Source organism: Thermobifida halotolerans, assembly GCF_003574835.2.
Lineage (GTDB): Bacteria > Actinomycetota > Actinomycetes > Streptosporangiales > Streptosporangiaceae > Thermobifida > Thermobifida halotolerans.
In genome coordinates this window covers 4143863-4165979 of the sequence record NZ_CP063196.1, presented here as the reverse complement: position 1 = coordinate 4165979, position 22117 = coordinate 4143863, and the positions used below count along the sequence as shown (strand labels likewise).

The window sequence follows — 22117 nt, the reverse complement described above, 5'->3', positions numbered from 1 at the left end:
GGGGATCGTGCAGCAGGTAGATTCGTCAGCGTGCTTCTCTCCGATCGTGACATCAGGGCCGCCATCGAGTCGGGGCGGGTCAAACTGGACCCCTACGACCCCGCGCTCATCCAGCCGTCGAGCATCGACGTGCGGCTGGACCGTTACTTTCGGGTGTTCGAGAACCACAGATACCCGCACATCGACCCGGCGGTGGAGCAGCCGGGGCTGACCCGGCTGGTGGAACCCGAGGGAGACGAGGCGTTCGTCCTGCACCCCGGTGAGTTCGTGCTGGCCTCCACCTACGAGACGGTCACGCTGCCCGACGACATCGCCAGCCGCCTGGAGGGCAAGAGTTCCCTGGGGCGGCTCGGGCTGCTCACCCACTCCACGGCCGGGTTCATCGATCCCGGGTTCTCCGGGCACGTCACGCTGGAGCTGTCCAACGTGGCGACCCTGCCGATCAAGCTGTACCCCGGCATGAAGATCGGGCAGTTGTGCATGTTCCAACTGTCCTCGCCCGCCGAGCACCCCTACGGTTCGGAGGCCTGCGGGTCGCGGTACCAGGGGCAGCGCGGGCCCACTCCGTCGCGGTCCTACCGGAACTTCGCGCGCACGCCGGTCCGGCGGGGAGATCAGTAACCCGGGTACCCCTGCGACGGGCCGTAGGGGCCGTAGCCCCGGTTCTCCGGGGGGAGCCGCCGACGGTCGGCGCGCCTGGGCAGGAAGTAGGCGGCCAGCAGGCCGCCCAGGAAGCCGAACAGGTGCGCCTGCCACGAGATCCCCTGCCCCTGCGGGAGCACACCGAAGATCAGTCCGCCGTAGAAGAGCACCACGCAGATCATGATCACGATGTCGATGGTCCTGCGCTCGACGATGCCGCGCAGCACCAGGTAGCCGAAGTAGCCGAAGATCAGTCCGCTCGCTCCGACGGTCAACGCTCCCGGAATGGAGAACAGCCACACCCCGGCGCCGCTGACCACCGCGATGATGATCGACGCCCAGACGAAGCGGCTCAGTCCGCTGAACGCCACCAGTGAGCCCAGCACCAGCAGGGGAACGGTGTTGGCGCCGAGGTGCGCGAGGTTGGCGTGCATGAACGGCGCCGTGAAGACGGACCAGAGGTCGGAGACCACCCACGAGCGGAGGCCGAACAGCAGATCCAGGGTCCCGCCGAGGAGGAAGAAGTCGACGAACTCGAAGATCCACATCGCGGCGGTGAACACCACGACGGTCAGGGCTGCTCTGATCCGGGACTGGGTCACTCTTCGACTCTATGCGAAGGGGGTCGCCGTCAGCGGGCCGTGCCCACGGGGTGCGAGGCAGGATAACCACGGGGAAGAGGACCTGCGCACAAGGTGACCGACCTTGTGCGATCGTGAGCTGCGGCAACGGAAGAATGTGGTAAAGACCACTCTTTGAGAGACAGTGATGTAAATCACAAAATCTTGCTTTCTGTCCTTCCGGACCCCCTCGCAAGAGGGATTTTCTGTTCACGTCTCCTTAAACCTGTTGTTTAGCCGTGATCTTTCTAAGGAAAATCCCAGGTCAGCGTCTATATCGTGACGTATCCACTCAAATCGGGCTGGTGGTGTTCGAGTGTGGGGCTACGGGAGTGCCTGGTGCACCGGGGCTGACACGGGTCCCGCGCACTCCTTCGACGCACGTCGCGGCACCCGAAGGGGAAGGGGCACCACGCCGAAGACGCCGTTCCGGACGACGAGGTCGACCTGAAGAGGAAGCCGTGCCAGCTGTACGCGCGAACCACCTGTACAAGGTGTTCGGCAAACGAGCACCCCAAGCCGTCGAACTGCTGTCAGACGGGCGCCACCGCGACACGATCAGGGAACTGAACGTCACAGCCGCCGTCATCGACGTGTCCTTCGAGGTCCAGCCCGGCGAGATCTTCGTCGTCATGGGGCTCTCGGGGTCCGGCAAGTCCACGTTGATCCGCATGCTCAACGGACTGCTGCCACCCACCTCGGGCTCGGTGGAGATCGACGGAACCGACATCACCACCCTGTCCCGGCGCGCCCTGCGCACCCTGCGCGGCGAGAAGATCAGCATGGTTTTCCAGCACTTCGCGCTCTTCCCGCACCGCACCGTGCTGGAGAACGCCGCCTACGGCCTGGAGGTCCGCGGCGTCCCGCGCGCCGAACGCCACGAACGCGCCGCGCAGGCCCTCGACCTGGTCGGACTGGCCGACTGGAAGGACCACGTGCCCCAGCAGTTGTCCGGCGGCATGCAGCAGCGTGTGGGGCTCGCCCGCGCCCTGACCGCCGACACCGACATCATCCTCATGGACGAGGCGTTCAGCGCCCTCGACCCGCTGATCCGCCGCGACATGCAGACCCAGTTGCTGCAACTCCAGGCCGAACTGGGCAAGACCATCATCTTCATCACCCACGACCTCAACGAGGCGATGCGTCTGGGCGACCGCATCTGCGTGATGCGGGACGGACGTGTCGCCCAGATCGGCACCGCCGAGGAGATCCTCAACCACCCCGCCGACGACTACGTCGCCCGGTTCACCGAGGACGTGGACCGCAGCCGCGTACTGACCGCGGCCTCCGTCATGGAGCCCGCGTCCAGGGCCGAGGCCGCCGACTGGGAGCGGGTGGAGCCGGACGCGCCCGTCGCCGAGCTGTTCCACCGCGTGGCCGCCTGCGACGGCCCGCTCGCCGTGGTCGACGAGAGGGACCGGGTGATCGGCGCGGTCTCCCCGACCACGATCCTGTCCGCGCTCGCGGCGCCCGAGGACGCCGTGCCCGAGCCCGCGAGCGGCGACAGGCGCGAGGAGGCCCGCCGATGAGCGTCGTCCTCGGCTGGCTCTCCTCGGTCATCGACTGGTTCCTCCCGTTCCCGCCGCGCCTGCCCATCGGCGAGGGCTTCGAGGCCCTCAACGAGTGGCTCAAAACCAACTTCGGCGCGGTCTTCGAGGGCATCGGCGCCGTCATCGACTGGTCGGTCACCACGCTCCGGGAGTTCCTCGTCGAACCCCAGGCCGCCCAGTTGACCGCCATCGCGGTCGCCGTCCTGGCCGTGGTCCTGGTGCGCGTCCACCTCATCCCGGTGCTCGTCATCGCAGCCACGACCGTGGCCCTCTACATCGGACAGGCCGCGTTCGAGCTGGGCAACACGATCATCAACCACTCGCCGCCCCAGCTCTTCCTGTGGGCGATGGCCCTGTTCGGCCAGGACGGGGTGGAGGCCAACCTGGTCATCGGGATCGTCGCGCTCGCCGCACTGGTGGGCGTGGCCGCGGTCAACCGCACCCGGCTGGCGACGGTCGGCGTCGTGGCCGGCGGCTGGCTGGCGACGATCCTGTGCGGCTGGCTGCTGTTCGGCGCACTGCCCGAGGTGATCGGCCAGCCCACGGCCACCCTCATGATGCTGCTGCTCAGCGCCCTGGCGTGGGCGGTGGCGGGCTGGAAGCTGGGCGTGTTCTCCCTGGTGGCGCTCACCGTCGTCATCAGCATCGAACAGTGGGACAACGCCATGTCCACGCTGTCCCTGGTGCTGGTGGCCAGCCTCATCGCCGTGGTCGTCGCCATCCCGATCGGAGTCCTGGCCGCCTACAGCACCGTGGTCAGCCGGATCGTCAAACCGGTCCTGGACCTCATGCAGACGATGCCCGCCTTCGTCTACCTGATCCCCGCGATCTTCTTCTTCTCCCTGGGCGCCGTCCCCGGCGTCGTGGCGACCGTCATCTTCGCCATGCCGCCCGGCGTGCGCCTCACCGAACTGGGAATCCGGCAGATCGACAGGGAACTCGTCGAGGCGGGTGAGGCGTTCGGCGCCCCCACCGGCAAGATCCTCACCGGCATCCAACTGCCGCTGGCGCTGTCCACGATCATGGCGGGCGTCAACCAGGTGATCATGCTCGGCCTGTCCATGGTGGTCATCGCCGGAATGGTGGGCGCGGGCGGCCTGGGCAACCAGGTCTACCAGGGCATCTCCCGCAACGACGGCGCGCTCGGCTTCGAGGGCGGCATCGCCGTCGTCATCCTCGCGATCTTCCTGGACCGGCTCACCGCCGCCGTCACCCGCAGGTCCCCGCAGGCCCGGGCCGAACACGCGGCAGCGGCCTGAGCGCGGACAGCAGACCGCGCCGCCGTGCGCCCGAACGCGCGGCGGAACGCGCCTCCCACCCCGCACGGAAACGCGACGCACCGGAAGAGAAGGGAACACCACGTGAAACCCACCAAGCGCACCCGACGCCTGACCTCGGTCACCGCCGGGCTGGCCTCGCTGGTCCTGCTGGCCACCGCCTGCGGCGGAGACGGCGGAAGCGGCCTGGCGGGCGGCGGAGACGAGGACGCGGGCCAGGGCGGCGGCAAGGAGATCGAGATCGCCCTGATCCCGTGGGAGGAGGCCATCGCCACCACCCACATGTGGGAGGTGATCCTGGAGGAGCTCGACTACGAGGTGACCATCACCGAGGTCGACGTGGCCCCCATGTACCAGGGTGTGGCCAACGGCGACATCGACATGTTCCTGGACACCTGGCTGCCCGCCACCCACGCCGACTACTGGGAGGAGTACGGCGACCAGGTCGAGGACCTGGGCGTCTGGTACGACAACGCCGTGCTGACCCTCACCGTCCCCTCCTACGTGGAGGACGTGGACTCCATCGCCGACCTGGCCGACAACGCCGACATGTTCGACGGCCGGATCGTCGGCATCGAGTCCGGGTCGGGCCTGGTGCGCACCACCAAGGAGGAGGCGATCCCCACCTACGGCCTGGACGACTACGAACTGATCGAGTCCTCCACCGCGGCGATGCTCGCCGAGCTGGACTCGGCGATCGCCGAGGAGGAGCCGATCGTGGTCACCCTGTGGCGGCCGCACATCGCCTACGCCCAGTACGACCTGAAGGACCTGGAGGACCCCGAGGGCGCGATGGGCGGCGCCGAGGAGATCCACGCGGTCGGCCGCGCGGGCTTCGGCGAGGACTTCCCCGAGCTGACCGAGTGGCTGGGCAACTTCGAACTCAGCGACGAGGAGCTGAGCGCCCTGGAGCAGGCCGTCCTCGCCGACCACGAGGACGACCCGCAGGCCGGCGCCCGCGAGTGGCTGGCCGCCAACCCCGAGTTCATCGAGCGCACCCTCGGTGACGCGGGAGCCGACCTCCAGTTCTAGCCTTCCGGAAGCCCCGTCCCGCCGGGTGCCGGAGCGGAGAGGACGGTGGGCCGCCCCTGTCCGTCCAGGGGCGGCCCACCGTCGATCTGCTCTGTGCGGCGGGTCAGGAACCCGAGGTGATCGACCGGTCGCGCGGCGGGATACCCGCGGTGCTCATGAACTCGTCCACCTTGGCGGGCGAGGTCAGGCCGGTCAGCGGCAGGTAGGGGCGTCCGGCGCGGCGGCCCTCCACGGACGGGAAGACCCGCGGGCGCCCCGTGGTGTCGCACAGGCCGAGCGAGCGGGTGCGGCCCGGCAGCAGGTAGTAGGAACCGATCTCGGTGAACGGAATGCGAACCACGTAGCGTCCGCGGGCGTAGCAGAACTCCTGGTCGTCGATCTCCAGCACGGGAGCCTTGGCGCGGAGGCCGAGCCACAGCAGGACCAGGCCACCGACGATGACCAGCACACCCAACACCACGTTGGCCCAGTGGGCCGGTTCGAGCGCGATGACGACCCCGCCGAGTGCCGCCAGCGCCGCGCCGCCCCACAGTCCGACGTACTTGCGCCCCAGGGGGCAGGTGAGGCGAACCTTCTGGGTCACGGACATGCCTCTTTCACAGTCGTCCGGATCTCGCGACGAACCGCGGGGGAACCCGCCGTTCTGATGACCGGCGTGGGGTTTCAGCAACCGAAGCCGCCCCATGACGCGCGGGGCGTGTGTCGCGGAGAGAGGCGATGACAATCGCTGGAGAAACCATATCGGTTCTCAGCCGACCAATAGGTGTCGAATCGCCACTTCGGCCGAGTACTGCGGACCGCGTTCCCCCGGTTACCGCGGTGGTTCGTCCAATAGGGTCGGCGGCGGTATTGGGAGGGGTCGTCAGCGGGAATGACCGGCATTACCCGACGTCCCCCGGCATCGAAGGAGATCGACGAACATGGCCCGCCCCAGCATCGACTTCGGCGAACATACGGCTTCCATCGGGGCGGCCGTCAGAGCCCGCCGCGAGGAGTTGGGATGCGGTCAGGCCGAGTTCGCCCAGCAGACCCCGAAGATCCCCCCTCGGCTGTTGCAGGATCTGGAGAGCGGACGGCGCTCCCGGTTCAGCCGGGACCTGTGCGCCAAGCTGGAGTTCAAACTGGGGTGGACGCGCGGGTCGATCGAGCGCATGGCCGCGGGAGGAGTCCCCGAGGAGGTCAACGACCTCATCTCCGTGGTCCGCGACGAGAGTCAGGGGACGGAGACCCGCCGCTACCTCCTCGGCAACGAGGAGTTGTTGCAGCGCATCTACGTCGACCTCCGGGCGGACACCGCCGACATGCCGGAGGAGGAGGCGCGCGCACTCGTGGAGCAGGCCCTGGAGACCGCCCGCGTCCAGGCGCTGCTCGTGGTGCACCGGGAGAAGAGGCGCCGCATGAGCGGCAACGGCGCTTCGTGCTGAGCGGCGGTGTCGGACGGGGGCGTGGGACGCTGTGGACGCCCGGACAGAAAACCGACACTCGGGGCCGACGAAGCTTTTTGTCCCCTCAGCAGCCATGAGATGTAAGAATGGTTACAAAACGCAGTGTGCTGGTCGCTCGGGATCGGGACGGACACGCGGGAAGCCCTGAACCCCTCGGGCGACCGCCGCGCCCCACACCATGACAAAAGGTCTGCAACGTGTCCACTCCTCCCCACGGTCATCCGAGAGCGAGTCCCCGTCCGCCGAGACTGTCCATCACCTACAGCCCGCTTCCACCGTGCGTGCCGTTCCTGCTCACCCGGCACCGGTACGGGATGCTCATCACCGTCCGCGAGTCCCTGACCTATGCCCAGGCCACCGACGCCTGCCTGCGTTGGATGCAGCCGGGACTGGTGGATCTCCTCGTCGACACGCTGGGCGTGGGAGACCCGCGCGTCCCCGGGAGCTTCCACCCCTGGTGGGATCCCGACGCGAAGGTGAGCTGGGAGTTCATCCACCGGCTGGAGCAGGACGGCCGCATCATGCCCTGGCCGCACCGGAGCTGAGCCGGCCCGGTCTGTCACCACCCGCCCCTATGATCCCGGCCATGACCGGCGCGGTGCAGGCCCACAGTTGCCGGCGGCCCCCGGCCCACCGCTTCGGTGACCCGGCCGCCGTCGACGCCGAGCGCGTGCCCGGGTCCGCGTCGCGGGCGCGGCGTGGCCGCGTCTGCCCGTGGTGGGCGAGGTACCGGGGCGGGCGCGGGCCGTGCTCACCCGCCCCGGCCGTGCGCGTCACCCGTGGCAGCGCCGCCGAAAAGGAAGGGAGCAGCCGATGAGCACGATCCCCGCACCGGAGCCGCCGATCGACGATCCGGTGGACCCGCTGCCGCGGTTCACCCGACGCACCGGCGTCTCACCGGACGGAGCCCGGAGACTCCTTCCCGAGGAACGGGAGGTCCTGGACGAGGCGGTGGAGAAGCTCACCCCCGAGGCGATGGGCGTGCTCGTCGCCGTGGCCGAGACCGACCGCGGCGGTCTGCTGGCGCGGCTGGCCGCGCTGTCGGAGCGGGACCGGCACTCCTGCGTGCCCTACCTGAAGCGGTTCCTGCGGCCGCTGCGGGCGTCCGACTGGCCGGAGCGCCCGGGAACACGGGGGGAGCGCGTCCACGACAGACGCCTCAAACTGGCCCTGCTCCTGGCCGGGGCGGTGTGCGAGCGGGAAGCGGCGGCGGCGGCGCGGTGGGTCCGCCACACCAAGCTGCAGCGGGCGGACACGAGCTATCCCGACGCCCTCTGGCTGCTCGGGGTTCTGGCCGACCGCCCCGAGGAGTGGCGGGCCGACTTCGCGGACCGGATCGCCGAAAGACGCAATCCCGGCCTCGAACGCTTCTGGTTCCCCCTGGCCAGGGAGATGATGGTGGAGTCGGGACGCCCCGTACCCACTCATGGCGACTTCGTCCGGGCCTGGATGCGCGGCATCGAGTACCCGCCCCGGTACTGCGCCGAGGGGATCAGCAGCCGGGACTATCCCGACACGCTGCTGGACCGCCTGCGCGAGGACCCCCTCCTCGACGCGCTGCTGCCCTGGATCTTCCAGGACGACGACAGCGTCGCCCTGCTGTGGACCTACGAGGCGGAGGACGCCGACCGGTGGCCCTGGGCGCTGGCCGCGCTCGCCGGGGAGGGGCGCGTCGACCGCGCCCCTCTCCTCGACGCGGTCCTGGCGTGCCTGGTGCGCGGTGGTCGGCCGAGCCGGGCGGGCTACTGCCTCGAAGTGCTCGCCCACCTGGACCCCACAGACGAGGAGTGCGCCGAGCGGGTACCCACACTGCTGCGCCTGCTGCCCGGATCCCACTCCACCGTCGCGGGGTTTGCGCAGCAGAGGCTGCGGGCGCTGGACGACGCGGGCCTCCTCGGCACCGAGCACCTCGTCGAGGCCTCCCGGTCGGCGCTGCTCCGCACCGAGAAGAAGCTGGTACGCGCCCAGTTGACCTGGCTGGACCGGGCGGCCCGGCGCGACCCCTCCCGCGCGGGGGCCGTGGTGCTGGCCGCCGCCGACGTCTTCGGCCACGAGGACACCGCGATCCGGGAGCGTGCCTGGGCCGTGGTCGCCCGCCACCTTCCGCACGCCCCCGACGGCGTCCGTACCGGACTGGCCGCGGCGTCGGCCGCGCTCGGTCCGGCGCCGCGTGCCCGCGCCGCCGAGATCCTCGGCGCGGAACCGTCCGACGACACGGCCCCGGCAACCGGGTGACGTCCTGCCCCGGCGCTGCGCGCCCGTGTCGCCGTGGCCCCCGGCCGACCGGGAAGGCCCAGGGTGCGCGACACGCCGGCCGCCGGGCGAGCCGTGGTGGACAGAACGTATCAACCGTGGTGAATCGGGAGAATCCCGGTGGGGCGGGCGTTACGCTGACGGCATGGAACGCGTGTTGGTGATCAAGGCGACCGCTGGCGAGGATTCCCCCGAACGCTGCAACCAGGCGTTCACGGTCGCGGCGGCGGCGGTGGCGAGCGGGGTGCGGGTGTCGCTCTGGCTGACCGGGGAGGCCAGCTGGCTGGCTGTTCCGGGGCGGGCGGAGCAGTTCGAGCTGCCGCACGCGGCACCGCTCGGCGACCTGCTCGACGTGGTGCTGTCGGGAGGCCGGGTCACCGTCTGCACCCAGTGCGCGGCACGGCGCTCGCTCACCGAGGACGACCTCGTCAAGGGGGTGCGCATCGCGGGCGCCCCCACCTTCGTCGAGGAGGTCATGGCCGACGGCGCTCAGGCACTGGTCTACTGACCTTGTTGCCCCTGCCCTCGGCAGGGGCCGAAGACGCCGGTGGAGGCTCCTGGGACCAGGGCCCCCGGACATGGAGGTGGGGCCGCCGCACCGTTGGTGTGGCGGCCCCGGTCTGTTCATCGGGTCAGGAGCAGGTGGCTCCGTTGACGGTGAACTGGGTGGGTGCGGCGGTGCTGCCGCTCTTGCTGGCGACGAAGCCGAGCTGGGTGCTCTGTCCCGGTTGGATGGTGGGGTTCCAGGACGGGGCGTTCACGGTGATCTGGGAGCCGCTCTGGGACCAGTCGCCGTTCCAGCCGTTGGAGATGGTCACGCCGGAGAGGGTGAACCGCAGGGTCCAGTCGTTGATCGGGGACGATCCGGTGTTGCTGATGGTGATGGAGCCCTGCATGCCGTTGCCCCAGTCGTTGACCACGGTGTAGTCCACGTCGCAGGGGCCGCCGTTACCGGGGGGATCGGTCGGCGGGTCGGTGGGGTCGGTCGGCGGGTCGGTGGGGTCGGTGGGCGGGTCGGTGGGGTCGGTGGTGCCGCCGAGCGCCTCGTAGACCGCGTACCAGGCGGGCTTACGGTTGTACTGGCCGTCGTAGAGCAGCGGGGCGCCCTCGCCGTCGAAGGTGTAGGGAACCCAGGAGCGCTCGTCGTCGATGCCCCAGACCGTCACGCCGATGCAGCGGCTCACCGCCAGGCAGGCGTTGACCACGGCCCGGTAGTCGTTGGCCTGCTGCTGCAGCTTGGAGTCCGTGGCGGGCATCTGCATGCGGATGTCCAGCTCGGTGATCGCCACGTCCAGGCCCAGGTCGGCGAAGCGCTGGATGTTCTGCTGGAACGTGGACGGCACCTGGCCGACGATGAGGTGGCTCTGGATGCCGACGCCGTGGATCGGGACGCCCTGGTCGAGCAGGTCGACCACCAGGTCGTACAGGCCGTTGCTCTTGGAGTTGATGCCCTCGATGTTGTAGTCGTTGATGTACAGCTTGGCGTTGGGGTCGACCTCGTGGGCCTTGCGGAACGCGTGGGCGATGTAGTCGACGCCCATGCCCTGGTACCAGATCGAGTTGCGGAACGAGCCGTCCTCGTTGAACGCCTCGTTGACCACGTCCCAGGCGTAGATGTCACCCCTGTAGCGCCCGGCCACGGTCTCGATGTGGTTGTCCATGATGGACCGGAGTTGGGTGCCGGAGAAGCCTCCGTTGTTCAGCCAGGACGGTAGCTGGCTGTGCCAGACCAGGGTGTGGCCGCGCACGATCTGGTTGTTGGACTTGGCGAAGTCGATGATCGAGTCGGCCTGGCTCCAGTTGTACTGGCCGCGCTGGGGCTCCAGCGACTCCCACTTCATCTCGTTCTCGTGGGTGACCGCGCTGAACTGGGTGGCGGCGATGTCGCGGTACTGCGAGTCGTTGTTGAGCGGGTTGTAGGTGATCGCGGCCCCGAAGTGGCGCCCGCCGTTCTGGGCGGCGAGGTCCCGCAGGGTGTCCTCGGCGTGGGCCGGGGAGGCCGTGGCCCACAGGGTGGCGGCGGCCAGTGCGGAGCTGAGGAGGAGGCCGAGCGAGCGCCTGGCTCGCCCAGGGGGACGGTGACGGACTTCCGTCATCGGTGTTTCCTTTCGCGCGACGGTTGTCTTCCTGTTGCGCGACCGACGTGCCCCCTCAGCCTGTCGGTCCGGTCAGCACGGTCGGGAGCGCTCCCATCGGTGCGACCGGTGATGAATCTAACACGTTCGGTATTGAAGGGGAAGATCGCTTTTACAGGACTGATACGTCCCGTCGTCTCTCAGACCTCCACGAGGACGGTGAACGGACCCTCGTTGGTCAGCGACACCGACATCCGCGCGCCGAACACTCCCGTCTCCACCCGGGCCCCCAGCCCCCGCAGTTCCTTGACCACCTGGTCCACCAGCGGCTCGGCCACCGGACCGGGCGCGGCGGCCTGCCAGGTGGGACGGCGCCCCTTGCGGGCGTCGCCGTACAGCGTGAACTGACTGACCACCAGCAGCGGCGCCGCGACGTCGGAGCACGACCGCTCGTCCTCCAGAATGCGCAGCGTCCACAGCTTGCGGGCCAGTTTGGCGGCCTCCGCCGCCCCGTCGGTGTGGGTCACGCCCACCAGCGCCAGCAGCCCCGGCTCCTCGATCGCTCCGACGACCTCGCCGTCGACCGTCACCGAGGCGTGGCTGACCCGCTGCACCACCGCACGCATGAGACTCCTCCTCCACTCATCCCAGGGCCCGGAACTGCCGGGTGTTGGAGATGACACCCGACAGGGTCAACGTGAACGCCTTGATGGAGTCGGCGAAGTCGTCCAGATCCCAGTCCTGCGGCCCGTGGTACCAGAACAGGCCCCGGCCGTGCGACTCCTCCGCCCCCGCGGCCGCCAGAATCCGCGCCCAGTGCTCGACGTTGTCGAAGATGATCGCGTACGGCAGGTAGCGGGAGAACAGGTGGACCCGGCGGTCGGACGGGATGTCGTTGACCCGCGCGCGCAGCAGATAGGCCCGAAACCCCGCGACGTGCGCGAACACGGCACTGCCCAACTTGGTCTTGGCGGGCACGTACTGCGCTCCCACGGTCACCGCCGCGCCCGCGAGGACCAGCGCGAGCCCGGTGAACGCCGCGTGCGTGAAGACCGCCAGCAGTACGGTGACCACCCCGCCGAGCAGGGTCAACGCGATCCCCACGGTCGTCCACTGGTTGCGCTCCCGGTTGGGGCGGCGCGCGAACCACTTCAGCCGCACCATGTCGCGGTACAGCTCCTCGCGCACCTCGGCCAACCGGTCGGCGAACCCCTCGCCCAGCTCCGACAGCCGGACCCGGTCACCCCTCTGGAAGAGCGCGCCCAGCAGCAGCCGCTCGTAGGGCAACAGCGCGTCCTCGCCGCGCTGACCGGTGCGGGTCAGCAGCCAGTCCACCGAGGCGTGGCGTGCGTGCGGCAGCTCCTCGATGCGCAGGTAGCCGCGTACCGCCAGATCCACCACGGTCGCGGTGATGTCCACCACGTCGGCCTGCTCGTCGATGAGGGTGCCGATCTGCCCGGGGTGCACGTTGTCCGGCGGGTGGAAGCGCAGGTTCCCGCCCACGCCCGGCTCCACCGGGGCGTGGTCGGCCTTCCGCGCCTCCGAGCGCAGCGCCCGCTCGTCCCGGCCGCGTACCCAGATCAGCAGTACCAGCCCGCCGACCAGCACCACCAGCAGCAGTCCGAAGACTCCCGCCGTCGCGGGGGTGATCGCGAACGCCGAGGTCAACGACCAGGTGCGGTCCAGGATCAGGGTGCTGGGCGCGCTGCCCCTCGGATAGCTCACCACGATGTCGAGCGACTGCCCCACGTCCAGGTCGGTCTGTAGGAAACGGGCGACCAGCGCCTGGGGTCCGCCCATGTCCGACGAGGTGCAGTAGATGGAACTGAACGGCTCGCCCGCCGCGCACGACAGCGCCTGCGGGGGAGCCGGGGCGTCCACGACCACCGTCGTCTCCTCGACGAAGTCGCTGTACCCCCCGACCGCCGTCCACTCCAGTTCCAACCGGTTGCCGACCTCGCTGACCGTGCCCTCGACCCGGTAGTCCACGATGACGACCTCGGCTCCGGCCACGTCCAGCCTGGCGTCCATGGTGGCCGCGCCCTCGTCGACGGTGATCTCCACCGGACGGCCGTCTCCGCTCTGGGCGGTCAGGTCGGTGACCTCGTACAGCCGGTCGTGGTCGGTGTCGTAGGGCTCCCTCAGCTCGAAGGTCCGGGTGAACTCCGCGGGACCGCCGCCGCCGAAGGTGATGCGCTCCTGGGCGTGCAGCACACCTCCGTCGTCCAGCCGCAGGGAGATCTCGTTGACGGTCTGCCCGTCGGGGACCGTGCCCTGCTGGATGGTGTGTGTCTGCGGATCGTGGGAAGCGGCGGACGCCGGGAGAGCCGCCAGCAGCACGCCGGAGGACGCGATGGCGGCAACGCCGAGGAGGGCTGTCCCGGCCGTTGTTCCCGTCATCATCTCCCTCGCCTGTCCCGCCCACCGCATCGCACACGGTGAGCCTACCGACCGTTCTGACCTCTTCGGGAGAAGAGGCAGGTGGGGCGGAGGTCATCCCTTTTGTCCAGGCATAATCGAAAAGTCACCCGAGCGGGTCGGCCATGGGAGAAGCGGGTGAGGAGATCGACCAACGTGAGGACACCGAACAGGAGGCGGGGCCACGCCGTCGAGTACACACTGCCCGTCCACAGGGGCAGGCCACGACCGCGCCCTCTGGGGATCGGTGTCTCCGTCGTCCTGGTCATGGGGCTGGCCGCCGTCGCCCTGGCCGGATTCGTGCTGGTGGCCGCGCTCTTCGACACCGGACCCCGCCCCGTGGCGGAGACGGCCCGACCTGCGGCCACGTCCGGGGAGGAGACCGTAACCCTGTCCCGGGAGACCCTGAGCACCAACCCGCTCTACCTGAGCGGTGAACTGCGGTCGGTCACCTGCCCGGCCCCGGAGTTGGACGCCGACGACCCCGAGTCGATGGAGTTCTTCCTGCACGAGGTGACCGACTGCCTCGACGAGGCGTGGGGAACGCACCTCGCGGACGCGGGAGTGTCGTTCGACCCGCCGAACCGGATCTACTGGTACGCGTCGGGGCAGAGTCCGTGCGGCACCTATCCGGTCGAGGGGACCTCGGCGTTCTACTGCTACGCCAACAAGGGCCTGTACCTCGGCGTGGAGGACATCGTGGCCGATTCCGGACACAGCGACCAGGCCGCGGCCTACACTTTCCTGCTCGGTCACGAGTACGGTCACCATGTGCAGGGTGAGGCGGGAATCCTGCCGCAGTACCAGCAGGCGAGGGGAGGCGGCGGCGAGAACCACGACGAGTGGACCCGCCGCAGCGAACTCCAGGCCAACTGCCTCAGCGGGGTGTTCCTGGGGTCGGTGGGAAGTAGCTTTCCCATCGAGGAGTCGGAACGCGAGGAGATCATGCAGGACGCCGCACTGCGCGCGGACCGGGGCGACAGTCGCACGCACGGCAGCGCAGTCAACGGTCAGATGTGGACCAGCCACGGCATGGACCGCAGGGACCCCGCGGCGTGCAACACGTGGGAAGCCGAGGAGGAACTGGTCGACTGACCGGCACGCCGGTGGACGAGCCAGGACGAACGTGGAACGGGCACACGGCCGGACAACGCAGGGCAGGGCGCGCGGCGCCGGACGCCTCGCGGCGATCGGCGTGGCCGTCCTGGCGTTGGCGATCCTGGTGGGACAGAGCGTCGAGGGAATCGGCGCGCCGGTGACCGGAGCCCTGCTGCCGAGCCGGGCGCCCCAGGAGGAGGCGCCCGCCGCGACCGGCGGACCGGAGCAGCGGGGAGCGGTCGGCGGGCTGGGATCGGAGTTCACCGGCGAGGCGGTGCTCGTCCACAACCCGCTCTACTCGACCGGACGACTGGCCCCGCTGCCCTGCCCGGCTCCCGCACTCGACGTCGACGACCCCGAATCCATGAGGCGTTTCCTCGACACCGTCACGGACTGCCTGGACCAGGCCTGGGCCACCCAGTTCGCCAGGGCGGGGCTGGACTTCCAGCCGCCGGAGCGCGTCTTCTGGGAGGAGGCCGGAAGCAGTCCGTGCCGCGACTACCCGTCGGCCGCGGGCGGCTTCTACTGCCGGGCCAGCGAGAGTGTCTACATCGGGGTACGCGACGTGGTCGACAAGTGGCACAGCAGCACCGACAGCGTCGTCTACGCCTCCCTGCTCGCCCACGAGTACGGGCACCACGTGCAGGGCGAGGCGGGAATCCTGGACTACTACCACGAACGCCGCCGCACGGAGAGCGACCCGGCGGAGCAGAGCGCCTGGACCCGCCGCAGCGAACTCCAGGCCAACTGCCTGGCCGGGGTCTTCCTCGGTTCGGTGAGCGTCACCTACCCGATCGGGGACGCCGAGCGCCGGACGCTCCTCGACGACGCGGCGGTCACCGCGGACCGCGAGGGCAGCACCGACGCCGAGCGTACGCACGGCTCGGCGCGGAACAGCGTGCTGTGGCTGGAGCGGGGACTGGACCGCCAGACCCCCGGAGCCTGCAACACCTGGGCGGCCGAGAGCGACCTGCTCCAGTGAGCCGCTACCAGGAGCTGTAGGGGCCGTCGCCGGGGCGGTTGATGCTGCGCACCGCGGGCCGCACGTCGATCAGGAAGATCAGGGCGGCGGCCAGCGCCAGGATCGTCAGGAAAGCGAAGGCACCCATCAGCGCGGCCAACGAGACCACCGTGCCGGCGCCGAGGAGTCCCACCCACAGTCCCTTGGTCTGCTTGTCCATCGCGGGGAACGCCGCCGCGGGGGTGCGGACGGCCTCGATCAGCCCGTACAGCGACGTCACGAAGGTCGCCAGGTAGATGACCTTGAACAGCAGAGCGAAGAAGCCCATGGCGTACACGCGAGCACCCGGCCTTTACCTCGGGAAAGAAACCTGCCTTCAGACTAAACGCACGACCGGCGCGGATCGTGCCCGAGAATCCGTTGTCACATGGGCAGATGCCAGAGGGTGAAGGTCGCGGTCATGAGGGAGGCCGACCCGGCCAGCACGGTCGCGGTGGCCCGACGGGACAGTGCCGCCGGGTTGAGCAGTCGGGAGACGCGGGCGAGCACCTCGGGCTGCTGCTCGTTGGGCACCACCGCCATGGCTCCGGCGGGGATCGCCGCGCCGCCCGCACTGCCGAACCGCACCAGTGCCGTCGCGAGCTCCCGGGGGGAGTGGCGGCGGCGGGCGTGGTCGTCGGCGCACATCTCGATGAGCAACGCCACGGCGTTGTAGCACCGTTCCATGAACCGGAGTCGGGGGAACGCGCGCTTCAGCGAGGAGAACGGCAGGAGGACGAGGTCGTGCCGCTGGCGCAGGTGCGCGTGCTCGTGGGACAGCACCGCGGCGAGTTCCCGGCGGTCCAGGACCTCCAGTGCTCCGGCGCTGATGACGATCTGCGAGTTCAGTACACCGGGCAGGCAGTAGGCCGCCGCCGCGGGGTGGTCGAGCACGCGGGCTCCGGGCACCTCGGGGTGGTCGTGGGCGACCAGTTCGAGGAGTGCCCGGTGGCGGCGGCGGGTGCGTACCACCTGGATGAAGGAGACCGCCAGGCCCCAGAAGAGCATCAGGGTCAGTCCGGCGGCCGCGACGAGGGCGGCCACCCGGGTCGCGGCGAGGCGCCCCTCCAGGAGGGCGTCCAGGCGCAGCCCGTTCGCGGCGGCGTCCCGGATCAGGGCGGTCAGGCCGTACAGCACACCCTGGTCGTAGGGCGCCAGACCGAAGGCCAGCAGGGCGCCGATGACGGAGACTCCCCACGCCAGCCCCAACGCCTGCCAGGCGACAACGGCGACGTGCGGGCCCCGGGCGGGCCACCGGGCGCCCAGCAGGAGGAAGGCGGCGAGAAGGCAGCCGCCTGCGATCGCTGTGAGCAGTGCGGCAACGACCATGCGACTACATCCTTGATCTGTCGCCTTCCTCGTGGCCCTCCGCGAGGAGGCGGCGAAGTACTTCGGCCTCCGGGCCGCTCATGGAACGGACGAAGGCGGCCAGTGCGGCATCGCGGTCCCCGGTCTGGCCGAGCGCGTCGAGCATCAGTTCCGAGACGTAGGCCTCCCGGCTGGCGGCCGGGCGGTATCGCCACGCGCGTCCCTCACGGGTGCGATGCACGACTCCCTTCTTGGCGAGTCGGTCGAGCACCGTCATGACGGTCGTGTGGGCGAGGTCGCGGTCCGCCAGGGCGCGCCCCACTTCCCGAACCGTCATTGGCTCGGTTCTTTCCCACAGTACATCCATCACCGCACGTTCAAGGTCGCCGAGCCTGTTCTTCATGAGGGCCAGTTTACCGGCGGTAGTACTACGCGCTGTAGGAGGGGGGAGTTCCGATGCGCGACCCGGGCAGACCCCGCGGCATCCGCTCCCGACGGTGCGGGGCGGCAGGGTACGTGCGCGGTGCCCCGTGCCTGACGACCGATCCGGGCACAGCGACGTGCCCCGTCCACCGGCACGGTGGGTCGAGGACTCCAGGGGCCCCGGCTGTGTCGGCGCCCCCAAAAGAGGTGGAGCAGCCGCGCCTCGGCGACAGCCCCGGCCCGCCGGCGGACGTGCTGCCCGCACGGTGGACGCACTGGCCGCCACGAGATTCCCGGCGAAGTCCCCCCTGGTCCGTAGCGTGTGAAACGCTGCGGAGAAGTGTCGGTGACACGGTGCGACGGCTGTCCGGGAGTCCCGTGGCGGAACGGCTCAGGCGACGTTGTACTCCGGCCTCCCGCGCAGCCCCAGGCCCAGCAGGACGCGGCCGAAGGCGGGCGAGACGCGCTCCTCCAGAAGGCGGACGGTCGTGTAGTAGACACCCGCGACGAGGACGGTGACGGCCTCGGTGAGCACCGCCTCCGGCAGTTCCACACCGAGGTGGGTGGCGGTGAGGGTGCTGAGCGCGCCGACGACGAGCGGCACGATCGTGCGGACGACGGACGTGAGCATGGTGACCTCCCGGTCTGACGGACATACGGAAACGGGAAGGGGGGCGGATCGGGGAGAGGAACGGGGTGGGAGCCTGGCGCCCCGGGGAGGGAGCGCGGAGGGACGGTCCGCGGGGGTCAGTGCAGCCAGACGTGGCCCTTGAAGGTGGCGCGGCGCAGGGTGAGGGGGCGGGAGCCGACGTTGTAGACGCGCAGGTCCATCGTGCGGCCCTCACCGAGCCGGTTGACCACCGGGAAGGCGGGGAACGTCCGGCCCGCGGTGCCGACTCCCTCGGCGATGGGGTGCAGGTGGTACTTCTTCGCCTTGCGCTCCCAGTCGGCCATGCGCAGCTGGACGTCCTCGCCCTCGGCCAGCCCTTCGAGGTCCAGCCAGAGCGCGCCGTTGAGGTCGCACGGCCTGGAGATGACGGCGAGGCCGTCCTTGTGGGCGATCTCGGCAGTGTCGGTCCACACGGTGTCCCAGCGCAGGGAGGCGTACTTGTGGGGCGGGATGGTGATCTCCTTGGTCTGGGCCATGTTGAGGTAGTGCGGCACCGTGTCCTCCTCTCCGGCGGAGGCGCCCCCCCACCGTGCGGGTTTGCTGAAGACTCCGTCGCGGACCATCCGGTAGAGCTTGTCGCCGGGGCAGGACGTGTCCACGAAGTCCCGGTGGCCCCTGACGGTTCCGCTGATCGACGACCTCGGTTCCATGAGCCACTCGCGCAACTGGCGGACGGCGTTGACCTGGGCGTCGGTGATCTCGTCGGAGGGGCCGCACATGAGCGTCACCGAGTAGTAGGTCGAGTTCCCGCCGGGCTGCGCGGCCTGGGTCCGGTACAGCCCGCGCCCCTCGAACACGTAGCCGTGGGGGCAGACCCCGTAGCTGTTGCCGGTGAAGTAGACGGTTCCCGAGCGACGGGCCAACCAGGTTCCGTTCGGTGTGGTCGGACACCAGATGCGCCCCTCGTAGGGCTCCCGGGTGATGGCGAACGCCGACTCACGGGCTGCGGCCGCCCTGGGGGAGAGGTACGCCTCGGACCGCAGCTCGACCGTCCACGTGTCGCAGCCCGTGGACGCGGTGGGTGGGCAGCGCCGCAGCGAAGCCGCGCGCCCCGCGAGGACCGCGGCGAACTGGAACGCCTCCGCGGCCGCCTTCGACTCCTGAACGAGCGCCCCGCCGTTGCGCGCCGGGACGGTGCGGCCACCCCCGAGAAGAGAGACCTCGATGAACAGTTCGAGCTGGGCGCGGGTGAGGGAACGCAGGAACGCGTGACCGGGGACCCGCCCGGGTGCCTGTTCGAGCAGGATGCGGCCCGCGTCCGCCGAGAGGTGGAACTCCACGAGGCGCCCGTTGTGCGCCTCTCTCCACCGGGGTTCGCCGTCCGAGGCGCCTCCCACGCGGGGGAGGCGTGCGCACGGCGGTCCGAGGAGAGTGTTCAGCGCCCCCCGGATCCGGGTGACGTTCTCGGGGTTCTTCTCCGGCTGGTGGACGACTACTCCCGTACACGGGAGGCGGTTCCCGCTCCGCGGCTCGACGTGTCCTCCGGTCCAGAACCACGCCACCAGTTCGACGAGGGCATCCGACCACTTGGGATCGGTCGGCAGGCTCCCGCAGGGAGCTGACAGCGGGATGCGGTCCCGGTGGGTCAGCGTCTCGGTGGTCGCCCACGTGCGTTCCCGGCCCTGCTGCGTGCGTCTGGCCCGACCGGTGGAGGCCCGTCCGCTCTCGGTGGTCTCCCGGTGCCGGGTGTCCGTGCGTCGGTGGGACCGTTCGACCGGCCAACGGTGCTCGGCGGTGGTCAGGGAGGAGTGGCCGCGGCCTTCCATCCTGATCAGCTCACGGAACGTCGCGGGGAAGACGTTCACCGCCAGGAGGGGCTGCCACCGGGAGAGTCCTGTCTCGTGGTCGAGGGTGAGAACGATGTCGCCCTCGTTGATCTCCCGGAAGTTCTTCCACCCGTCCTCGGTGAGGATCTCCGTCTCCTCGTCCACGCAGTAACCGATGTCCGCCCAGCCCCGGGCCTTCGTGTGGAACCTGCGGGTCTGCTTCCAGTACCTGGCGCACGCCGAGTGCGGTTTCTCGGAGAGTCTCTGGTTGGAGCCGTCGTAGTGGATCACCAGGCCCTTCTTCGGGTCGGCGGAGGAGGCGCCGGACACTCCCCAGCCGAGGTCGGACCTGGACACGTATCTCTCAGGTCTGGGCATACGTCCCTCCGTGCGGGAAAAGGGGCTTTGACCAGGGCTGTTACTGGTTGTTCCGCAGCAAGAGGGGGTTGATAAACACTTTCTGGGAATGGGTCGCTACTTTAGGTAAAAGAGCGTGGCCGAAAGCCTCCTGGGACACTTCGGGCGGCACGCGGCGCATCATGGAGAGATGGGCATCCGACTGGTCCTGGGTGACATCACCGAACAACGGGTGGACGCCGTGGTCAACGCGGCCAACTCCAGCCTGCTCGGCGGCGGAGGGGTGGACGGCGCGATCCACCGCCGCGGCGGCCCCGAGATCCTGGCCGAGTGCCGCGCGCTCCGTGCCGGCCGCTACGGCAACGGACTGCCCACGGGGCGGGCGGTGGCCACCACGGCCGGTCGGCTGCCCGCACGGTGGGTCATCCACACCGTCGGTCCCGTCCACAGCGCCGGGCACGACCGCTCGGCGCTGCTCGCCTCCTGCTACGCCGAGTCGCTGCGCGTCGCGGACGAACTGGGAGCGCGCAGTGTCGCCTTCCCCGCCATCTCCACCGGAATCTACGGTTGGCCGATGGACGACGGCGCGCGCATCGCCCTCACCACGGTCCGAAACACTCCCACTGATGTGCGTGATGTCCGGTTTGTTCTTTTCGACACACGGGCGTACGCGGTCTTCGCCGAGGTGCTCGACGGATTGCCCCGTCAGTCCTGACGTCCCGACGGAGACGCCCGCCGGAGAATCCCCACCCCGCGTTCCCGGCGGCCGCGCCTCCGTGGTCAATATGGGAACACTGCGCCCCGATGCGAATGTTGACCGGTGTGGCGCGCGGTGAGCGCGCGAGGACAGGAAGGGACGGGGAGCCGAGTGGCGTCACAGACTCCGGGCACGGAGTGTCAGATCGGAACGGCGCGGCCCCGCAGGATCGCCGCCATCAGTCTGCACACCTCCCCGCTCGACCAACCCGGGACCGGCGACGCGGGCGGCATGAACGTCTACGTCGTCGAGGTCGCCAAACGGCTGGCCGGACGCGGTGTCGCCGTCGACGTCTTCACCCGCGCCACCTCCTTCGAGCAGCCTCCCGAGGTCGAGATGGCGCCCGGAGTCACCGTCCGCAACATCGCGGCGGGTCCCTACGGCAGGCTCGACAAGACGGCTCTGTCCCGCTACCTGTGCCCGTTCGTGCACGGCGTGCTGCGCGCCGAGGCCGAGAACCTCAGCGGCCACTACGACCTGGTGCACGCCCACTACTGGCTCTCCGGCCAGGCCGGCTGGTCGGCCGCGCGGGAGTGGGGGGTGCCGCTCGTGCACTCCATGCACACCATGGCCAGGGTGAAGAACATGTCGCTGGCCGAAGGCGACACCCCCGAGCCCGAGGAGCGGGTGAAGGGCGAGGACGCTCTCGTCGCGCTCGCCGACCGGCTCGTCGCCAACACCGACGACGAGGCCGCCCAGCTCGTCAACTACTACGGCGCCGACCCGAACCGCATCTCCACCGTCTTCCCCGGCGTGGACCTGGAGACGTTCACCCCCGGGCCGCGCGCACGGGCCCTGCGCCGCCTCGGCCTGCCCGCCGACACCGCGCTGCTGCTGTTCGTCGGCAGGGTGCAGCGGCTCAAGGCTCCCGACGTGCTGCTGCGCGCGTCGGCACGGCTCCTGGAGACCGCTCCCCACCTGCGCGACCGGCTCGTCGTCGCGGTCGTGGGCGGCCAGTCCGGCAGCGGCTGCGCCGAACCCGACCTGCTGTCCGACCTGGCGCGCTCGCTGGGCATCGCCGATGTGGTCCGCCTGGAACCGCCCCGCTCGCGCGCCGAGCTCGCGCACTACTACCGGGCGGCCACCGCCACGGTCGTGCCGTCCTACTCGGAGTCCTTCGGCCTGGTGGCGGTGGAGTCCCAGGCGTGCGGAACCCCCGTTGTCGCGGCCAACGTGGGCGGGCTGCCCACGGCGGTGCACGACGGGGTCTCGGGGGTGCTCATCGACGGCCACGACCCCGACGACTACGCCCGGGTCCTGCACCGGATGGTCACCGAGCCCGCCTGGCGGGACCGCATGGGGGCCGCGGGGGTCCGGCACGCCTCGGGGCTCAGTTGGGAGGCGACCGTCGACGGACTGCTGGACGCCTACCGGGGCGCCCTGGAACGGTGCCGACTGACCGTGCCGTGCCCGTGACCCCCGTACG

Annotated in this window: 22 protein-coding genes; 12 read left to right on the top strand and 10 right to left on the bottom strand. The window is 70.1% G+C overall.

Features of this window, described 5'->3' with window-relative positions:
- Nucleotides 1–30: 30 nt before the first annotated feature.
- On the top strand, nt 31–621 hold the full coding sequence (gene dcd / locus NI17_RS18630; RefSeq protein WP_068691226.1) for a dCTP deaminase: 591 nt from the start codon (nt 31–33) through the stop codon (nt 619–621).
- On the opposite strand, the gene NI17_RS18625 is transcribed toward dcd, so the two are convergent.
- Nucleotides 615–1244 (bottom strand): rhomboid family intramembrane serine protease, encoded by a 630-nt coding sequence (locus NI17_RS18625; protein ID WP_068691224.1) that lies wholly within the window; start codon nt 1242–1244, stop codon nt 615–617. The genes dcd and NI17_RS18625 overlap by 7 nt on opposite strands.
- A 479-nt stretch (nt 1245–1723) precedes the next feature.
- Here NI17_RS18625 and NI17_RS18620 point away from each other — a divergent pair, with 479 nt between their 5' ends.
- The 3 genes from NI17_RS18620 (at nt 1724) to NI17_RS18610 (ending at nt 5121) form a co-directional block, all read left to right on the top strand.
- Nucleotides 1724–2791 (top strand): quaternary amine ABC transporter ATP-binding protein, encoded by a 1068-nt coding sequence (locus NI17_RS18620; RefSeq protein ID WP_199860035.1) that lies wholly within the window; start codon nt 1724–1726, stop codon nt 2789–2791.
- Nucleotides 2788–4071 (top strand): ABC transporter permease, encoded by a 1284-nt coding sequence (locus tag NI17_RS18615; RefSeq protein ID WP_068691222.1) that lies wholly within the window; start codon nt 2788–2790, stop codon nt 4069–4071. The genes NI17_RS18620 and NI17_RS18615 overlap by 4 nt, the downstream gene beginning before the upstream one ends.
- A gap of 102 nt (nt 4072–4173) precedes the next feature.
- A complete protein-coding gene (locus NI17_RS18610; protein ID WP_068691220.1) occupies nt 4174–5121 on the top strand; it encodes a glycine betaine ABC transporter substrate-binding protein in 948 nt (315 codons plus the stop codon).
- 103 nt (nt 5122–5224) lie between these two features.
- Here NI17_RS18610 and NI17_RS18605 read toward each other — a convergent pair whose 3' ends face one another.
- Nucleotides 5225–5710, bottom strand: coding sequence for a hypothetical protein (locus tag NI17_RS18605; RefSeq protein ID WP_068691218.1), 486 nt, complete (start codon nt 5708–5710; stop codon nt 5225–5227).
- A gap of 331 nt (nt 5711–6041) precedes the next feature.
- On the opposite strand from NI17_RS18605, the gene NI17_RS18600 reads away from it, so the two are divergent.
- The 4 genes from NI17_RS18600 (at nt 6042) to NI17_RS18585 (ending at nt 9327) form a co-directional block, all read left to right on the top strand.
- Nucleotides 6042–6545: a helix-turn-helix domain-containing protein gene (locus NI17_RS18600; protein WP_068691216.1), complete on the top strand. Its 504-nt coding sequence runs from the start codon at nt 6042–6044 to the stop codon at nt 6543–6545.
- 218 nt (nt 6546–6763) lie between these two features.
- Nucleotides 6764–7111 carry a hypothetical protein gene (locus NI17_RS18595; RefSeq protein WP_068691213.1) on the top strand — a complete coding sequence of 116 codons (348 nt, stop codon included), beginning with the start codon at nt 6764–6766 and terminating at the stop codon, nt 7109–7111.
- Nucleotides 7112–7379: 268 nt separating this feature from the next.
- On the top strand, nt 7380–8801 hold the full coding sequence (locus NI17_RS18590) for a DUF6493 family protein (protein ID WP_068691211.1): 1422 nt from the start codon (nt 7380–7382) through the stop codon (nt 8799–8801).
- 163 nt (nt 8802–8964) lie between these two features.
- Nucleotides 8965–9327 carry a DsrE family protein gene (locus NI17_RS18585; RefSeq protein ID WP_068691209.1) on the top strand — a complete coding sequence of 121 codons (363 nt, stop codon included), beginning with the start codon at nt 8965–8967 and terminating at the stop codon, nt 9325–9327.
- 124 nt (nt 9328–9451) lie between these two features.
- Here NI17_RS18585 and NI17_RS18580 read toward each other — a convergent pair whose 3' ends face one another.
- The 3 genes from NI17_RS18580 to NI17_RS18570 form a co-directional block, all read right to left on the bottom strand.
- Nucleotides 9452–10915 carry an endo-1,4-beta-xylanase gene (locus NI17_RS18580; protein ID WP_068691206.1) on the bottom strand — a complete coding sequence of 488 codons (1464 nt, stop codon included), beginning with the start codon at nt 10913–10915 and terminating at the stop codon, nt 9452–9454.
- A 179-nt stretch (nt 10916–11094) separates the two neighbouring features.
- Nucleotides 11095–11520: a D-aminoacyl-tRNA deacylase gene (dtd, locus tag NI17_RS18575; protein WP_068691204.1), complete on the bottom strand. Its 426-nt coding sequence runs from the start codon at nt 11518–11520 to the stop codon at nt 11095–11097.
- Nucleotides 11521–11536: 16 nt separating this feature from the next.
- Nucleotides 11537–13297, bottom strand: coding sequence for a DUF2207 domain-containing protein (locus tag NI17_RS18570; protein WP_394326754.1), 1761 nt, complete (start codon nt 13295–13297; stop codon nt 11537–11539).
- A 171-nt stretch (nt 13298–13468) separates the two neighbouring features.
- Here NI17_RS18570 and NI17_RS18565 point away from each other — a divergent pair, with 171 nt between their 5' ends.
- Together NI17_RS18565 and NI17_RS18560 are read left to right on the top strand one after the other, a co-directional pair.
- On the top strand, nt 13469–14407 hold the full coding sequence (locus NI17_RS18565) for a neutral zinc metallopeptidase (RefSeq protein ID WP_234401914.1): 939 nt from the start codon (nt 13469–13471) through the stop codon (nt 14405–14407).
- Nucleotides 14408–14438: 31 nt separating this feature from the next.
- Nucleotides 14439–15392 carry a neutral zinc metallopeptidase gene (locus NI17_RS18560; protein ID WP_068691199.1) on the top strand — a complete coding sequence of 318 codons (954 nt, stop codon included), beginning with the start codon at nt 14439–14441 and terminating at the stop codon, nt 15390–15392.
- A 4-nt stretch (nt 15393–15396) separates the two neighbouring features.
- Here the strand turns inward: NI17_RS18560 and NI17_RS18555 are convergent, their stop codons facing one another.
- From NI17_RS18555 to NI17_RS18535, 5 genes are all read right to left on the bottom strand, one after another.
- Nucleotides 15397–15699, bottom strand: coding sequence for a DUF2516 family protein (locus NI17_RS18555; protein WP_068691355.1), 303 nt, complete (start codon nt 15697–15699; stop codon nt 15397–15399).
- A 95-nt stretch (nt 15700–15794) separates the two neighbouring features.
- Complete coding sequence (locus NI17_RS18550) at nt 15795–16739, bottom strand: M56 family metallopeptidase (RefSeq protein WP_068691197.1); 945 nt, start codon at nt 16737–16739, stop codon at nt 15795–15797.
- Between the two features lie 4 nt (nt 16740–16743).
- A complete protein-coding gene (locus tag NI17_RS18545; RefSeq protein ID WP_084012591.1) occupies nt 16744–17121 on the bottom strand; it encodes a BlaI/MecI/CopY family transcriptional regulator in 378 nt (125 codons plus the stop codon).
- 411 nt (nt 17122–17532) lie between these two features.
- Complete coding sequence (locus NI17_RS18540; protein ID WP_068691193.1) at nt 17533–17772, bottom strand: hypothetical protein; 240 nt, start codon at nt 17770–17772, stop codon at nt 17533–17535.
- A gap of 116 nt (nt 17773–17888) precedes the next feature.
- Nucleotides 17889–19955 carry an N-acetylmuramoyl-L-alanine amidase gene (locus tag NI17_RS18535; RefSeq protein WP_068691190.1) on the bottom strand — a complete coding sequence of 689 codons (2067 nt, stop codon included), beginning with the start codon at nt 19953–19955 and terminating at the stop codon, nt 17889–17891.
- Nucleotides 19956–20124: 169 nt separating this feature from the next.
- Here NI17_RS18535 and NI17_RS18530 point away from each other — a divergent pair, with 169 nt between their 5' ends.
- Nucleotides 20125–20649, top strand: coding sequence for an O-acetyl-ADP-ribose deacetylase (locus tag NI17_RS18530; protein ID WP_068691188.1), 525 nt, complete (start codon nt 20125–20127; stop codon nt 20647–20649).
- A gap of 153 nt (nt 20650–20802) precedes the next feature.
- On the top strand, nt 20803–22107 hold the full coding sequence (gene mshA / locus NI17_RS18525; protein ID WP_119268147.1) for a D-inositol-3-phosphate glycosyltransferase: 1305 nt from the start codon (nt 20803–20805) through the stop codon (nt 22105–22107).
- The last annotated feature ends 10 nt before the right edge of the window (nt 22108–22117 follow it).

Bases quoted from the DNA above. Each gene is read 5' to 3' on its own strand.
- NI17_RS18590 (WP_068691211.1), top strand. From the start codon at position 7,380: ATGAGCACGATCCCCGCACCGGAGCCGCCGATCGACGATCCGGTGGAC.
- NI17_RS18530 (WP_068691188.1), top strand. From the start codon at position 20,125: ATGGGCATCCGACTGGTCCTGGGTGACATCACCGAACAACGGGTGGAC.
- NI17_RS18600 (WP_068691216.1), top strand. From the start codon at position 6,042: ATGGCCCGCCCCAGCATCGACTTCGGCGAACATACGGCTTCCATCGGG.
- NI17_RS18545 (WP_084012591.1), bottom strand. From the start codon at position 17,121: ATGAAGAACAGGCTCGGCGACCTTGAACGTGCGGTGATGGATGTACTG.
- NI17_RS18550 (WP_068691197.1), bottom strand. From the start codon at position 16,739: ATGGTCGTTGCCGCACTGCTCACAGCGATCGCAGGCGGCTGCCTTCTC.
- NI17_RS18570 (WP_394326754.1), bottom strand. From the start codon at position 13,297: ATGATGACGGGAACAACGGCCGGGACAGCCCTCCTCGGCGTTGCCGCC.
- NI17_RS18605 (WP_068691218.1), bottom strand. From the start codon at position 5,710: ATGTCCGTGACCCAGAAGGTTCGCCTCACCTGCCCCCTGGGGCGCAAG.
- NI17_RS18555 (WP_068691355.1), bottom strand. From the start codon at position 15,699: ATGGGCTTCTTCGCTCTGCTGTTCAAGGTCATCTACCTGGCGACCTTC.
- dtd (WP_068691204.1), bottom strand. From the start codon at position 11,520: ATGCGTGCGGTGGTGCAGCGGGTCAGCCACGCCTCGGTGACGGTCGAC.
- NI17_RS18585 (WP_068691209.1), top strand. From the start codon at position 8,965: ATGGAACGCGTGTTGGTGATCAAGGCGACCGCTGGCGAGGATTCCCCC.
- NI17_RS18535 (WP_068691190.1), bottom strand. From the start codon at position 19,955: ATGCCCAGACCTGAGAGATACGTGTCCAGGTCCGACCTCGGCTGGGGA.
- NI17_RS18615 (WP_068691222.1), top strand. From the start codon at position 2,788: ATGAGCGTCGTCCTCGGCTGGCTCTCCTCGGTCATCGACTGGTTCCTC.
- NI17_RS18580 (WP_068691206.1), bottom strand. From the start codon at position 10,915: ATGACGGAAGTCCGTCACCGTCCCCCTGGGCGAGCCAGGCGCTCGCTC.
- NI17_RS18540 (WP_068691193.1), bottom strand. From the start codon at position 17,772: ATGCTCACGTCCGTCGTCCGCACGATCGTGCCGCTCGTCGTCGGCGCG.